Genomic DNA, 13,645 nt, shown 5'->3' with positions numbered 1-13,645 from the left:
AACGTGACCGGATGCTGCATCGCAAAAACTTGCTGTGGCAAAACGGTGACAGGGCCGCTAGCTTGGTTTTCGTCGGCCGCGGGGACGCGCCGACCGGACGGGTTCACGCATGCGCGGGGGAGACGAGGAATGGAGAGCAGGCATCTGGCGGCGGCGATCGCGATCGCCTTGTGTACGGCGGCCGGCACGGCGGCGGCCCAGGACGCGCAGGGGGACGGCAAGCCGGCCGCCCGCCGCAGCGTGTTCAGCACCTCCAACACCACCACCTCCAACGACACCAAGCGTGTGCAGCAGATGCAGGGCGTGAGCGTGTCGGGCCAGTCGCCCACGCTGGGCGGCGGCCTGATGACCACGCAGGACGCGCCCAAGGCGGTCTCCACCGTCACCCGCGAGGCCATCGCGCAGGCGCCTTCCAGCTCCAACTTCACCCAGATGCTGGCGACCATCCCGGGCGTCAACACGGCCACGGTGGATGCCACCGGCCTCAACGACGGCCAGTTCACCATGCGCGGCTTCTACGCCGACGAGATCGGCGTCACCGTGAATGGCGCGCCGGTGAACGACGCCGGCAACTACGCCATCTGGGCCACCCAGTACGGCGACACCGAGAACATGGGCGACATCACGGTGACGCAGGGCTTCCCCGACGTGGACATGGCCACCGCCGCGGCGGTCGGCGGCTCGGTGGCGTGGGTGTCGCTGATGCCCTCGCACAAGGCCGGGCTGGACGTGAGCGCGGGCGTGGGCAGCAACGACTACCGGCGCGGCTTCGTGCGCCTCAACACCGGCGACACCGGGCCGGTGCGCTCGTGGTTTTCCTACTCCAACAACACCGCCTCGCTGTGGCGCGGCGGCGGCAAGATGAAGGTGACCAAGGTGGACGGCAAGTCGGTGTGGACCATCGACGAGAAGAACTCCATCGCCGCCTCGCTGCAGTTCGCGCGCGAGTTCCGCATCAACTACCAGCCGCTGACCAAGGCCCAGGCGCAGCAGAAGTACGACCAGGGCTACGACAAGGTCTACGACCCCAGCGCCTCGCCGTTCGACAACCTGGACTACTACAAGTACCAGACCGACCCCTTCATGAGCTGGACGGCCAGCGTGGACGGCGAGTTCACCTTGACCGACAGCCTGCACCTCTCGGTGGTGCCCTACTTCCAGTACGGCTACGGCGGCGGCGGCTTCGGCGTGCCGCTGTTCGAATCCACCACGCCCTCGACCGAGCTCGGCTACCCCTACGTGAACCAGGACGCCAGCGGCAACGGCGTGGTGCGCGAGGGCGAGGTGGGCGTGGGCTACGGCTTCTTCTACTCCAACACCTTCCGCCCCGGCGTGATCGTCAAGTTCAACCAGGACCTGGGCCTCAACGACAGCCTGGAATACGGCTTCTGGTACGACCGCCCGCGCCAGCAGCAGGGCACCAAGGCCACGCCGGTGGACCAGGCCAGCGGCATCCCGGCCGATTACTGGGCCGACACCGATCCCGCGGTGATCCGCCTGCCCGGCGGGCGCATCGAGAAGGGCCTGGAGACCTACGCCACGGCCGAGACGCGCAAGCTCTTCGCCACCAACACCTGGACGCCCAACGACCAATGGACGGTGACCCTGGGCGCGGCCTACCTGTGGGCTAGCCGCAAGGGCTGGGAATACCTCAACCCCGGCACCACGCTCCAGGCCGGCGGCCCGGTGGATCGCAGCTTCCACAAGCTCACGCCCAACGGCGGCGTGAAGTTCCAGCTCGACGACCGCAACCAGTTCTACGCCAGCCTGGGCCAGACCTTCCGCGCGCCTACCGCCACCGCGGCCCTGAACGGCGCGCTGTCGCCCAGCAGCAAGATCTCGCCCGAAACCGCGTGGACGGCCGACCTCGGCTGGCGCTTCTACGGCGACAGCGTGTCGGCCAGCGTGGATGCCTTCACCACCAACTTCAAGAACCGCCTGGTGTCGGGCAGCAACCCGGCGATGCCCGCCAGCACCCTCTACGTGAGCCTGCCCAAGGCCAAGACCAGCGGCCTCGATGCGGAGGCGAGCTATGCCTTCACGCCGAACTGGAAGCTCTACGGCTCCTACGCCTACACGCACGCCACCAACAAGTCCGACATGGTCGGCCCGGGCGGCGCGGCCGGCACCACCATCACCTACGCCACCGACGGCAAGACCCTGGTCAACACGCCGCGCAACCTCGCCAACCTCACGTTGAACTACAACCAGGGGCCGTTCTGGGCCAGCCTCAACACGCGCTACACCGGCTCGCAGTGGGCGGACTGGGCCAACACCGAGCGCTTCGGCGGCTACACCACGGTGAACCTCAACGCCGGCTGGAACTTCGCGGATTTCTCCTCCGACTTCCGCAAGCCGTACATCCGCCTCAACGTGTCCAACCTGTTCAGCCGCAAGGCGCTGGCGGCGGCCGACACAGTGGGCGATTTCCAGTCCTCCGGCACCGCGGTGGATTCGAGCGGCGCCGCGGTGGCGGTGAGCAACCCCGCCGTCTACAAGGTGTTGCAGACGCGCGCGGTGATGCTGACTTTCGGCGCCTCGTTCTTCTGAGCAACGCCGCGCCACGGCCGTCGTGAGGACGGCCGTGGCGTTCGCGACTACGCCGGCGCGTCGGCCTCCCCAGGCACGCGTCGGGCCAGCAGGCGCGCGAGCGCCGGCCCCACCAGCAGCACCGTGACGAAGCGCGCGCTCTGCAGGGCCATCACCAGCGGCACGTCGACCTTGCTGGAGGCGGCGATGATCGCCACCGAATCGGCGCCGCCGGGGCTCATGGCGAGGTAGGCGGTGAGAGCGCTCACGTGGGCCAGGCGCATCAGGCCGAGCGCGAGCAGGCCGCAGACCAGGATCAGCGCCGCGATGGCGCCCACCACCTGCGGCAGCGCCTTCAGGGCATGGCGCAGGATGGTGGGCGTGAAGCGTTGGCCGATGCTCCAGCCAACCAGCGCGTAGCTGGCCGCCAGCAGCCAGGGCGGCAGGGTGATGGTGAGCCAGCCGAAGCCTTGCAGCACGGCGCTCAGCACCATCGGCAGCAGCAGCGGGCCGGCCGGGATGCGCAGGCGCGGCGCCAGCGCCGCTGCGCCGAACGCCAAGGCCAGCGTGGGGGCGAACGGCCCCGGCGTGACCGGCGTGAACCATGTCGTTGCGTGCGCGACCGTGTCGCCTCCGCCGAGCCGCGCGACACCGGATGCGGCCAGCGCCACCAGTAGCACGCGCAGGTACTGCATGAAGGCAACCAGGCGGATGTCGGCGCCGAAGGCCTCGGCCATCAGGCTCATGGTGGCGGCCGCGCCGGGGAACGAACCCCAGATCGCGGTGCTGCCCGGCAGCACGCGCCAGCGCGTGAGGAGCCAGCCCAGGGCGGCGCTTGCCGTGATCACCGAGGCTACGGCGGCGAGAAACAGCGGCCAGCCGCGCGCCATTTCCACGGCGATGGACGGCGTGAGGCTGCGCGCGATCATGCAGCCGACCACGCCTTGCGCGGCGAGAAAGGGGACGTTGGGAATGCGCGGCGCGCGGCCGGCGGCGGCCAGCGCGATCGCCGCGACCATCGGGCCGATCAACAGGGCGGCGGAGAGGTGCATGGCTTCGAGCAGGATCACCAGCACGGCGGAGAGCACCAGCAGCGCCGGCCATCGCAGCGCCACGTGCCCGTCGACGCGCGGCGATGGAGGCGGAGCCTGGTCGGCTTGCGACATGGGGAGATCCTCGCCAGGTGAAGGAGCGGTGCGGTGGCGGTTCGTGCCGTGCGCATTATATGAGGATTTACTCACATAGTTGATGCTGGTCCACGCATCGTCGATGCGTCAATCCGGAAGCATGAGGCGAACGGGCGCCGGGGCCGTGTCGTGGCGCGGGCAGGCGAGGCGGCGCAGTGGACGCCACTTCAGCGCACGCGCACGCCCGTGGCCGGGTCCCAATGCAGCGGCCGGGCGGCCTTGGGCAGTGGGGCGTCGCGGGTCGGGTCGGCGGCCACGCCGTAGGGCCAGTCGGGCGGGCAGAGGGCGGTGAAGCTGGCGTAGCCGCCGGTGCCGCCCGCAAAGCGCGGGAAGCCGATCGCCACCAGCGCGCCGGCCTCGGGCACCTGGTCCAGGTGCGCCACGCCCTCGGCCTGGGCGTAGCCGTGGTGCATCAGCCAGGATTCGCCTTCCAGGTCCGGGCTGTCGTCGGTGTCCAGCGGTTCGTGGCCGTGCAGCAGGATGTGCCGCTGCTCGTGCAGGAACTTGAGCGCGGCCAGCGATACGCCGGGGAAGTGCTTGAGCGTGGCGAGCGCGGGATCGGGCCAGCGCCTGGACCAGTCCGAGCGCACGAACACCACCGCGCCGGCCGGGATGCGCCCGTGCCGCTTTTCCCACGCCGTGATGTCGGCCACCGTGAGCGCGTAGCCCGGGTCGCGCTTCACCTGCGCGACGATGGAGATCACCGCCAGCGGCCGCAGCGTGTAGCTGGCCGGCAGCTCGTCGATGGACGGGTATTCCGGCGCCCAGTGCGCGGGCGGGTCGAGCTGGGTGCCGAGCTGGTCGGTGGAAAGCTCATAGCGGGTGGCCTCGAAGCCGTCCTTCGCATACGTGTAGGCGTGGCCGTCCGCGGGGTCGGCGGCCGGCGCGAAGCGCGAGGGGCCGAAGCCGTGCCACACCGGGATGCCCGGCGCGATCACGTGCGAGAGCGACACGTACTTCACCCCGCGCAGCTGCTGCGCGTAGGCGTCCCACAGGCGGGTGTCGTCGGCGGCGCGGGCGGGGCCGGCCAGGGCGAGCAGCATCAGAAGTGGTAGCAGCAGGGGCGGGCGGGGCATCGGGTTTTCCTTGCGCTGGGATCGCGGGCATCCTAGCGCAGCGGCGCGCCAGCGCCGGCCGCCGCACGGCCCGGACGGAGGCGGCGATGGAGGCAGCGGAAGCGTTTTCGTATGGACGCCTGGATGGCTATGCGTCAATTTGCCGGTTGAGCCGCTCCCGCCTGCATGGTTAGTGGAAGAGTGACTAGGGAGGTATGGCATGCGGTATCTGGCACGCTCGTTGTTCTTGCAGGTGGTGCTCGCGGCCGTGCTGGGCGTGCTGCTCGGCGCGTTCGTGCCGGAGTTCGCCAAGCGGTTGAGCCCGCTCGCCAAGGACTTCATCCAGCTGATCAAGATCATGGTCGGGCCGGTGGTGTTCTGCGTGGTGGCCTGCGGCATCGCCAAGAGCGGCGACCTGCGCCGGGTCGGCCGGCTGGGCGGGCTGGCCCTGCTGTATTTCGAGGTGGTCAGCACCGTCGCGCTGCTGTTCGGCGTGCTGGTGGCCTTCGTGGTGCAGCCGGGCCGCGGCCTGCACGCCTCGCCCGCGGCGCTGGCGCAGCTGGGCGAGCCGCCGGCGGCGGCCCACCATGAACTGGGCGGCGTGGCCGATTTCTTCCAGCGCCTGATCCCCGATTCGCTGCTCAGCCCCTTCGTGCAGGGCGACGTGCTGCAGATCCTGCTGCTGGCGATCGTCACCGGCGTGGCGCTGATCCTGCTCGGCCCCCCGGGCGAGAAGATCGGCCACGTGATCGAGGACGCCAGCCGCCTGTTCTTCCGCATCCTCGGCCTGTTCGTGCGCCTCGCGCCGCTCGGCGTGCTGGGTGCGATGGCCTACACCACGGCGAGCTTCGGCCTGGCCTCGCTGGAGAAGGTCGGTCTGCTGCTGCTCGCCTATTTCGGCGCCTGCCTGGTCTTCGTGCTGCTGGTGTTCGGCGGCCTGCTGCGGCTGTGCGGCTATCGCCTCACCGCGCTGGCGCGCTACCTGCGCGAGGAGATCGCCATCGTCGCGGCCACCACTTCCTCCGACGCGGTGCTGCCGCAGACCATGAAGAAGCTGGAGGACCTGGGCGTGGAGGAGGGCACGGTGGGCCTGGTGATCCCCACCGGCTACTCGTTCAACCTCGACGGCTTTTCCCTGTACCTCACGCTGGCCGTGCTGTTCATCGCCCAGGCCACCGACACCGCGCTCAGTGCGGGGCAGGTGGTGAGCGTGCTGCTGATCGCGCTGCTCACCTCCAAGGGCGCGCACGGCGTGCCGGGGGCGGCCATCGTGATTCTCGCCGCCACCCTGGCGGCGGTGCCTTCGCTGCCGGTGTCCGGCCTGCTGCTGTTGCTGCCGGCGGACTGGTTCGTGGGCATCGCCCGCGCGCTCACCAACTACCTCGGCAACTGCGTCGCCACGCTGGTGGTGGGCACCTTCACCCGCACGCTCGACCATGCGAAAGCCCGGACCGTGCTGGCGGGCGAGGCGCCCGTGGAGGCGCCGGTCGCGGCAGCCGGGCTGGATCGAGGCGGGTCGGCATGATGACGAGGCCAAGCTCGCCCATGCATCGCCTGGCCCTCTGTGCGGCCTGCGCCGGGGGGCTGTCGCTGGCCGCCGTCGCGCCGGCCCATGCCGACGACTGGGCCAGCCGCAGCGCGGCGGATTTCTGGAACGGCAGCAGCGCGACGCTCGAGGCGCGCCAGTTCTACTTCAACCGCGAGTTCCACCACCAACCCGCGCCGCGGCCGGGCGCGGTGGGGCTGGCGCAGGCTTTCATCTTCCAGTTCAACTCCGGCTACACCGCCGGCCCGGTGGGCCTGGGCGTGGACCTGCTCGGCCAGGCCGGCTACCGCCTGCACGGCGGCGCGGGCACCAACATCATGCCCTACCGCACCGACGGCTCGCCGGAGAACGAGTACGCCAAGCTGCGCCCGACCTACAAGGCGAAGCTCGGCAAGACCACGGTGAAGTACGGCACCTTCGTCTTCAACGACCCCTTCGCCATCTCCGACTACACGCGCCTGTTGCAGGCCACCTACAAGGGCTGGCTGGTGGAGTCGCACGACCTCGACCGCCTCGCCCTGATCGGCGCCAGGCTCAGCGGCAACCAGTACGCCAACGCCACCCACTACAGCGACTTCGTGCTCAACCGCTACCCGGCCTACCGCAGCGACAAGCTGGTGATGGGCGGCGGCACCTATAGTTTCCCCGGCGCGCTCGGCGCCAGCGCCACCTATCGCTACATCTGGCTCGACGGTATCTACCGGCAGAGCTTCTACGGCCTCAAGGGCAGCTGGCACACGGGCGCGGGCCAGTCGCTGTCCGGCGACCTGCGCTACCACGTCACCCGACCGGACGGCGGCAGCCGGGCGCCGGTGGACAACCGCGCGGTGGACGCCATGCTCACCTACAAGCTCGGCGGCGCCGCCTTCGGCGTGGGCTACCAGCACATGGGCGGGCGCGACCCCTTCCCCTACCTGGCGCGCAGCACGGCCTACCTCATCAACTTCGTCACCATCAACGACTTCGCCAACGCGCACGAGCGTTCCTGGCAGTACCGCTTCGACTACGACTTCGCGCGGCTCGGCCTGCCGGGCCTCACCTTCATGACCCGCTACACCGCCGGCGACCACATCGACCGCGGCGCTGGCCTGCCCGCCGGACGCGAGTGGGAGCGCAACACCGACATCGGCTACGCCTTTCCCGGCGGCCCGCTGAAGGGCTTCTCGCTGCGCTGGCGCAACACGGCGATCCGCAGCAGCTACGCGGCCGCCAACCGCTTCAACGAGAACCGGCTGATCCTCGACTACGTGCTGGCGCTCAAGTGAGCGCGGCCGCCACGACGGGGCGCGGCACCGCGGCATGCTGTCGCGCCGTGCGTGCGGCCCGGTCCGCTTCGCGGCTGCCGTACCGGCGCAAACCGCGGTGCGGGGCCGCGGGCGGGCGCCCGGCAAGAACTTGCGTCGCCGACGCCGCCTGAATCGCCCGCCTAATGCCGCGCGGCCGATGCCTTGGATGCGTCACGGGGCGCCCCTACAGTCCTCCTTACGCCGCTGCGTGACGGAACCGTTCCGTCGCGGCGGCGGGCGTACCCGGCGCCGCCGGAACCACGGCAGTGCCAAGGGCTACGCAACCATCCATGAGTCCGGAGCTTTGCGCATGACACCGCAGGAACAGCAACTGCTGGAAGATTTCCTCGACCGCCTGGCCGCCGCGCGCGGCGTGGCGAAAGACCCGCAGGCCGACGCGCTGATCCGCCAGCGCGTGGCCGACCAGCCGGACGCGCTCTACCTGCTGGTGCAGCGCAGCCTGCTGCAGCAGCAGGCACTGGAGAACGCCAAGGCCGAGATCGCCCGCCTGCAGGCGCAGGCCGGCGGGCAGGGCGGCGGCAGCTTCCTCGGCGGCCAGCAGGACTGGCGCCGCGGCCAGGTGCCGCCGCCAGCGCCGTCCGCACCGCCGCCGGCCCCGGGCTGGCGTGAGCGCTTCTTCGGCGGCGGCGCCACGCCCCCGCCGGTGCCCCCGCCGCAGGCGGCCGGCGGCGGCGCGCCCAGCTTCCTCGCCAGCGCCGCCACCACCGCGGCCGGCGTCGCGGGCGGCATGTTCCTGTTCAACGGCATCGAGAGCCTGATCGGCGGCCACCAGGGCGGCGGCCTGGCCGGCGGCCAGCCGGAGGTGGTCGAGAACGTCACCCAGAACAACTTCTACGACGATTCGCAGAATGACCACGACAACAGCGGCTTCGACAACTTAGGCCCCTCCGACGACTCCGACTTCGCCGACAGCGGTTTCGACGACGACAGCAACTGGAGCTGAGCGGCAGGCCCGCAAGGGCCCGCCCCGTGAACCATGACCGACGGCGGTTGCGCGAGCGACCGCCGTCGTTCTTATATCGGCCGGTCCCGGACTCCAGGAGGACTGGCGATGGCACTTGGGCATCCACGGCCGGCGATCGGCCTGTATCTGCTGCTGGTTTTCGCGTTCAGTGCGGTCTTCTACGCGCTGGTGATCGCCACCGGCCACCTCGGCGGCGGTTTCCGCATGTACGTCGCCGGCCTCATGTGGTGCCCGGCCATGGCGGCGCTGGCGAGCTGCCGCCTCGGCGGCCAGCCGCTGGCCGGCCTCGGCTGGCATTGGAGCGCGGCGCGCTGGGCCTGGCTCGCCTACCTGCTTCCGCTCGGCTATGCGGCGGTGGCCTATGCGATCGTGTGGCTGGGCGGCCTGGGCGGCTTCGGCAACCCGCAGTTCGTCGCCTCGCTCGCCGAGGGCCTGGGCTGGGGGGCGGCGCCGTCCTGGCTGGTCGTGGCCGGCTATTTCCTGCTGCGGGCCAGCGTGGGGCTGGTGTTCGGCCTCTCTACCGCACTGGGCGAGGAGATCGGCTGGCGCGGCTACCTCGCCCCGCGCATGACCGAGGCGTTCGGCTTCACCCGCGGCGCGCTGCTGACCGGCGCGGTGTGGGCGCTGTGGCACATGCCGATCCTGCTGTTCGCCGACTACAACTCGGGCACGCCCTGGTGGTTCGCGCTGCCGTGCTTCACGCTGATGGTGCTGGCGATCAGCGTGCCGATGGCCTGGCTGCGCCTGCGCTCGGGCAGCCTGTGGCCGGCGGCGATCCTGCATGCCAGCCACAACGTGTTCATCCAGCAGTTCTTCACCCCCATCACCAGCCCGCACGGCGCCATCACGCCGTACGCGATCGACGAATTCGGCTTCATGTTGCCGCTGGTGGTGGTGCTGGTGGCGGTCGTCGTCTGGCGCCGGCGCGGGCAGCTGGGCGAGCGCGGCGCGGATTACCCGCACCGCGCCGGCACGGACGAGGCCCGCCCCGGTTGAGATGGTCGCGCGAGGGCGACCCCGGGAGCCCATACGGGCCCCGGGGCCGGCCCCGCTCAGCGCATGCCGCCGGCGGCGACCAACTGCTCGCCGGTCAGCCAGTACGAATCGTCCGAGGCGAGGAAGGTGACGATCGAGGCGATGTCCTTCGGCTGGCCGATGCGGCCCAGCGGCGTCTTCGTCACCGTCAGGGTTTCGAGGTCCGAGCCGATGACGCCGGCGGTGTGCACGCCCTCGGTCTCGATCAGTCCCGGATTCACCGCGTTGACGCGGATCTTGCGCGGGCCAAGCTCTTGCGCCAGCACGCCGGTGATCGCGTCCACCGCGCCCTTGGTACCCGCGTACACCGCGCTCGCCGGTGGCACGATGCGCGTCGCGAGGGAGCCGATGTTGATGATGCTGGCCCCTTCGCCCAGGTGCTTGGCGGCCGCCTGCGTGGTCAGCAGCAGGCCGAGCACGTTGACGTTGAACTGCCGGTGGAACTGCTCCTCGGTGATGGCCTCGAGCGGCGCGAACTCGTACACGCCGGAGTTGTTCACCAGTATGTCCAGCCGGCCGAACCGCTCGACCGCGGCATCGACGATGGCCTGCGCCTCGGCGGCCTTGGCGATGTCGCCGCCCACCGCCACCGCCTTGCCGCCGGCCGCCTCGATCTCGGCCACCACCTTGTCGGCGCCGGCCCTGCTGGAGGCGTAGTTGACGACCACCGACGCGCCTTCGGCGGCCAGCGACTTGGCGATGGCCGCGCCGATACCCTTGGATGCGCCGGTGACGACGGCGACTTTGTCTTTGAGCTTGCTCATGACGACTCCCGTGGAGGGTTGGGGTGAGTCCATTGATCCAATACTTCAAAACATACGAACTTTAGAACTATCAATCAAGGGCTGGTAAAATGCCCGCATGAGGCCGCTGACCCACCCATCGATCGACGACATCACCGTGGAGGGCATCCTCCACGCGCTGTCCGACCCGGTGCGCGTGGCGATCTACGCGCAGCTGGCCGACGCGGATTCCGCCCGCACCTGCTCCAATTTCCAGCAGATCAGCGACCGCTGCATCCCCAAGTCCACCCTGTCCCAGCACTTTCGCGCGCTGCGCGAGGCGGGCCTGATCCGCAGCGAGCGGCACGGTGTGGAGATGCGCAACACCACCCGCTGCGCGGAGATCGAGCAACGTTTCCCGGGGTTGCTCCCGGCGATCATGCAGGCGCACCGCGCGCAGTTCGAGGAGCGGATGCGCGGCGCGAAGAAGAAGCCGGCGGCGCGGAAGGCGACGACCGGCTGAGCGCAGGCTAGCGTTCCACCACGGCTTGCGGCGGTGCAGGCGCGCCATCGCGCCCTCCCCAGTGCAGCCAGGCGGCCAGCGGCAGAAAGGTCAGGAACACCAGCGGTAGGTACAGCGCCTCGTAGAGCGCGTCGAAGCGGGGGCCGAGCACATAGGCGTCGAGCATGCGCAGCAACAGCCGCACGGCGTTGAGGCCGAAGGCCCATTGCGCCAGCCCGTCGAGCCGGTGTCCGCCCAGGCCCAGGCAGACCAGGGTGCTGGCGATCAGCCACGACAGGCCGAGCGGGAAATACAGCGCGTGCTGCACGGACTGGAACGCGGCCTGCGCCGCCAGCACGCGCGCCTGCCCGGCCGCCGAGGCGGCGGCCTGGTAGCGGGCGGGCAGTTCCAGATACACGTAGAACAGCTCCACCGAGCGCAGTTGCACTTCCAGCAGGCAGAACACGAAGAAGCCGAGGAAGGCGGCGACGGCGAGCGCAGGGCGGCGACGATGGACGAGGCCGCAGACGACCAGGAACAGGTAGGCCAGCCCGGGGAAGGCGAGCAGCATCGCGACCGCCCGCGCCACGTTGAGCGGCAGCGGCCCCTGCATCAGCGCCTGCGCCGGCACGTCAGCGGGCGGCAGCCGGGCGAAGACGAACCACTGGAACGACTGGATGGCGACGTAGGCGAGCGCGACGAGGGCCGCGGCTGCGCGGTGCTTCCTTGAGTCGAACATGGGCGCCCCGAGGAGTCGGTCGTGCGGGCGAGTATGGCAGGCACGGGCATGGCGGATAGTTAGCCGAAAGCCATGAGCCAGCGGGTAGCGGCCTCGCGGCGGGATCGACTCGGCATCCATCTCGATCCCGACCGAGGTCCGCATCTTCAGGGGGAGTGCATCCCATAAGCGATGCTTTCATGCCGTATATCGGTATACGATAAACCTTGTGATCAAGACCTTCTTCGCCAGCAAGGATGCGGAAGCGTTGTTCCATGGCGTGCGCGTGCGCCGCTTCGTGAGCATCGAGGGGGTGGCTCGGCGCAAGCTTGAATACCTCGATGCGGCGCAAACCCTCGACGACCTGCGTTCGCCGCCAGGCAATCGTCTCGAGGCTCTAAAGGGCGACCGGGCCGGCCAGTACAGCATTCGCGTGAACGACCAGTTCCGCATCTGTTTCGTATGGAAGGATGGCGCGGCGCACGCGGTCGAGATCGTGGACTACCACTGAGGATGAGACACATGGCCACGAAGTTGCTCCCACCGGTCCACCCGGGCGAAATCCTGCGCGAGGAGTTCATGCGGCCGCTCGAGCTGTCGAGCAATGCGCTTGCCCGCGCGCTCGGCGTCACGCCGGCCCGCATCAACGATATTGCGAACGAGCGGCGCGGCATCACGGCGGATACGGCTCTGCGCCTGGCGCGTTACTTCGGCACCACGCCGGACGTATGGATCAACTTGCAAAAGCGCTACGAGCTGGAGACGGCGCGCCGGGAACTGGGCGATACGTTGCGGCGCATCCATCCGCACGCAGCCTGAGCGGCTGCGCGGCGGTCTCCCGAACCTGGAAGCGGTGGCGTGCCCGCGGGTGGGCTGTCCATGAGGAGGCTGCCAGGACGGCCAAACGCAGCAAGCCCGCATCACCGATATTCCCGCCGTGCGGCGGCGCGGCTCAGAACGCCATGTCGAACGCCACCTCGCCCTCCACGCCCACCTGGTAGGCCGACACGCGGCGCTCGAAGAAGTTGGTCAGTTCCTGCACGTCCTGCAGGTCCATGAAGTCGAAGGGGTTGCTGGCGCCGTATTTCTTCGGCAGGTCGAGCTGGGCCAGGCGCTGGTCGGCGCAGTATTCGAGGTACTGGCGCATGTCCTTCACCGAGAGGCCGGCGACGCCGCCGGCGAGCACGTCCTCGGCGAACTGGGTCTCGCAGGCGATGGCGTCTTCCAGCATGGCTTCCACCTGTTCGCGCATGGCCTCGTCGAACAGGTCCGGCTCCTGCTCGCGCACGGTGCGCACCACTTCGAAGGCGAAGGCCATGTGGCCGGATTCGTCGCGGAACACCCAGTTGGTGCCGGAGGCCAGGCCGTGCAGCAGGCCGCGCGAGCGCAGGAAGTAGACGTAGGCGAAGGCGGCGAAGAAGAACAGGCCCTCGATGCAGGCCGCGAAGCAGATCAGGTTCAGCAGGAACTGCCGGCGCTGCTCGCGCGTCTCCAGCCGCCTGAGGTCCTGGATGGAGTCGATCCACTTGAAGCAGAACTCGCCCTTCTGGCGGATCGAGGGGATGTTCTCGATCGCCGCGAAGGCCTTGGCGCGCTCGGCCGGGTCGGGGATGTAGGTGTCCAGCAGGGTGAGGTAGAACTGCACGTGCAGCGCTTCCTCGTAGAGCTGGCGTGAGAGGTACATGCGCGCCTCGGGCGCGTTGATGTGCTGGTAGAGGTTCAGCACCAGGTTGTTCGACACGATGGTGTCGCCGGTGGCGAAGAAGGCCACCAGGCGGTGGATTAGGTGGCGGTCCGCGTCGGACATCTTGGACTTCAGGTCGGTGGTGTCGAGCGAGAAGTCCACCTCCTCCACCGTCCAGGTGTTCTTGATGGCGTTGCGGAACATCTCGTAGAAGCTGGGGTAGCGCATTGGGCGCAGGGTGAGCGAGAAGCCCGGGTCGAGGAGGTGGGCGTCGCTGTGCGAGGTAGTCATGGTCGATCCTTGTGCGGACATGTCGTCGTCGAGGCGACGGTGTCGTGGGGTCCCGTCATGCCAGCGCAAGCTGGCGCCCCGCGCCTTGCCTTGGTGGAGGACGGC

The 13,645-nt window shown here is 69.6% G+C and carries 13 protein-coding genes; 8 read left to right on the top strand and 5 right to left on the bottom strand.

Going from position 1 to position 13,645, the window contains the following annotated elements; translation table 11 throughout:
- Nucleotides 1-129 precede the first annotated feature (129 nt).
- Nucleotides 130-2,550: a TonB-dependent receptor gene (locus ACH65_RS00445; protein ID WP_049620600.1), complete on the top strand. Its 2,421-nt coding sequence runs from the start codon at nt 130-132 to the stop codon at nt 2,548-2,550.
- A 47-nt stretch (nt 2,551-2,597) separates the two neighbouring features.
- On the opposite strand, the gene ACH65_RS00440 is transcribed toward ACH65_RS00445, so the two are convergent.
- Both ACH65_RS00440 and ACH65_RS00435 read right to left on the bottom strand, forming a co-directional pair.
- Nucleotides 2,598-3,695, bottom strand: a complete 1,098-nt coding sequence (locus ACH65_RS00440; RefSeq protein WP_049620599.1) for an AbrB family transcriptional regulator — start codon at nt 3,693-3,695, stop codon at nt 2,598-2,600.
- Nucleotides 3,696-3,883: 188 nt separating this feature from the next.
- Nucleotides 3,884-4,792, bottom strand: a complete 909-nt coding sequence (locus tag ACH65_RS00435) for a cyclase family protein (protein WP_049620598.1) — start codon at nt 4,790-4,792, stop codon at nt 3,884-3,886.
- A 199-nt stretch (nt 4,793-4,991) separates the two neighbouring features.
- Between ACH65_RS00435 and ACH65_RS00430 the strand changes: the two genes are divergently transcribed.
- The 4 genes from ACH65_RS00430 to ACH65_RS00415 all read left to right on the top strand — a co-directional run bounded on the left by ACH65_RS00430 (nt 4,992) and on the right by ACH65_RS00415 (nt 9,584).
- Nucleotides 4,992-6,296 (top strand): cation:dicarboxylate symporter family transporter, encoded by a 1,305-nt coding sequence (locus ACH65_RS00430; protein ID WP_049620597.1) that lies wholly within the window; start codon nt 4,992-4,994, stop codon nt 6,294-6,296.
- Between the two features lie 20 nt (nt 6,297-6,316).
- On the top strand, nt 6,317-7,582 hold the full coding sequence (locus ACH65_RS00425) for an OprD family outer membrane porin (protein WP_049620596.1): 1,266 nt from the start codon (nt 6,317-6,319) through the stop codon (nt 7,580-7,582).
- Between the two features lie 331 nt (nt 7,583-7,913).
- Nucleotides 7,914-8,567 carry a DUF2076 domain-containing protein gene (locus ACH65_RS00420; protein ID WP_049620595.1) on the top strand — a complete coding sequence of 218 codons (654 nt, stop codon included), beginning with the start codon at nt 7,914-7,916 and terminating at the stop codon, nt 8,565-8,567.
- A gap of 108 nt (nt 8,568-8,675) precedes the next feature.
- Nucleotides 8,676-9,584 (top strand): type II CAAX endopeptidase family protein, encoded by a 909-nt coding sequence (locus ACH65_RS00415; protein ID WP_049620594.1) that lies wholly within the window; start codon nt 8,676-8,678, stop codon nt 9,582-9,584.
- A 56-nt stretch (nt 9,585-9,640) separates the two neighbouring features.
- On the opposite strand, the gene ACH65_RS00410 is transcribed toward ACH65_RS00415, so the two are convergent.
- Complete coding sequence (locus ACH65_RS00410; protein ID WP_049620593.1) at nt 9,641-10,387, bottom strand: glucose 1-dehydrogenase; 747 nt, start codon at nt 10,385-10,387, stop codon at nt 9,641-9,643.
- A gap of 97 nt (nt 10,388-10,484) precedes the next feature.
- Between ACH65_RS00410 and ACH65_RS00405 the strand changes: the two genes are divergently transcribed.
- Nucleotides 10,485-10,868 (top strand): ArsR/SmtB family transcription factor, encoded by a 384-nt coding sequence (locus ACH65_RS00405; RefSeq protein ID WP_049620592.1) that lies wholly within the window; start codon nt 10,485-10,487, stop codon nt 10,866-10,868.
- A gap of 7 nt (nt 10,869-10,875) precedes the next feature.
- Here the strand turns inward: ACH65_RS00405 and ACH65_RS00400 are convergent, their stop codons facing one another.
- Nucleotides 10,876-11,586: a hypothetical protein gene (locus ACH65_RS00400; RefSeq protein ID WP_049620591.1), complete on the bottom strand. Its 711-nt coding sequence runs from the start codon at nt 11,584-11,586 to the stop codon at nt 10,876-10,878.
- A gap of 211 nt (nt 11,587-11,797) precedes the next feature.
- Between ACH65_RS00400 and ACH65_RS00395 the strand changes: the two genes are divergently transcribed.
- Both ACH65_RS00395 and ACH65_RS00390 read left to right on the top strand, forming a co-directional pair.
- Nucleotides 11,798-12,076, top strand: a complete 279-nt coding sequence (locus ACH65_RS00395) for a type II toxin-antitoxin system RelE/ParE family toxin (protein ID WP_082190076.1) — start codon at nt 11,798-11,800, stop codon at nt 12,074-12,076.
- 11 nt (nt 12,077-12,087) lie between these two features.
- A complete protein-coding gene (locus ACH65_RS00390; protein ID WP_049620589.1) occupies nt 12,088-12,384 on the top strand; it encodes a HigA family addiction module antitoxin in 297 nt (98 codons plus the stop codon).
- Between the two features lie 133 nt (nt 12,385-12,517).
- On the opposite strand, the gene ACH65_RS00385 is transcribed toward ACH65_RS00390, so the two are convergent.
- Nucleotides 12,518-13,540: a ribonucleotide-diphosphate reductase subunit beta gene (locus tag ACH65_RS00385; protein ID WP_153242409.1), complete on the bottom strand. Its 1,023-nt coding sequence runs from the start codon at nt 13,538-13,540 to the stop codon at nt 12,518-12,520.
- Nucleotides 13,541-13,645: the final 105 nt, after the last annotated feature.

It is taken from the genome of Frateuria defendens (assembly GCF_001182895.1).
In the GTDB taxonomy this organism is placed as follows: Bacteria; Pseudomonadota; Gammaproteobacteria; order Xanthomonadales; family Rhodanobacteraceae; genus Frateuria_B; species Frateuria_B defendens.
Note: the sequence above shows the minus strand (reverse complement) of the source record. Positions and strands in the feature narration are given on the sequence as shown.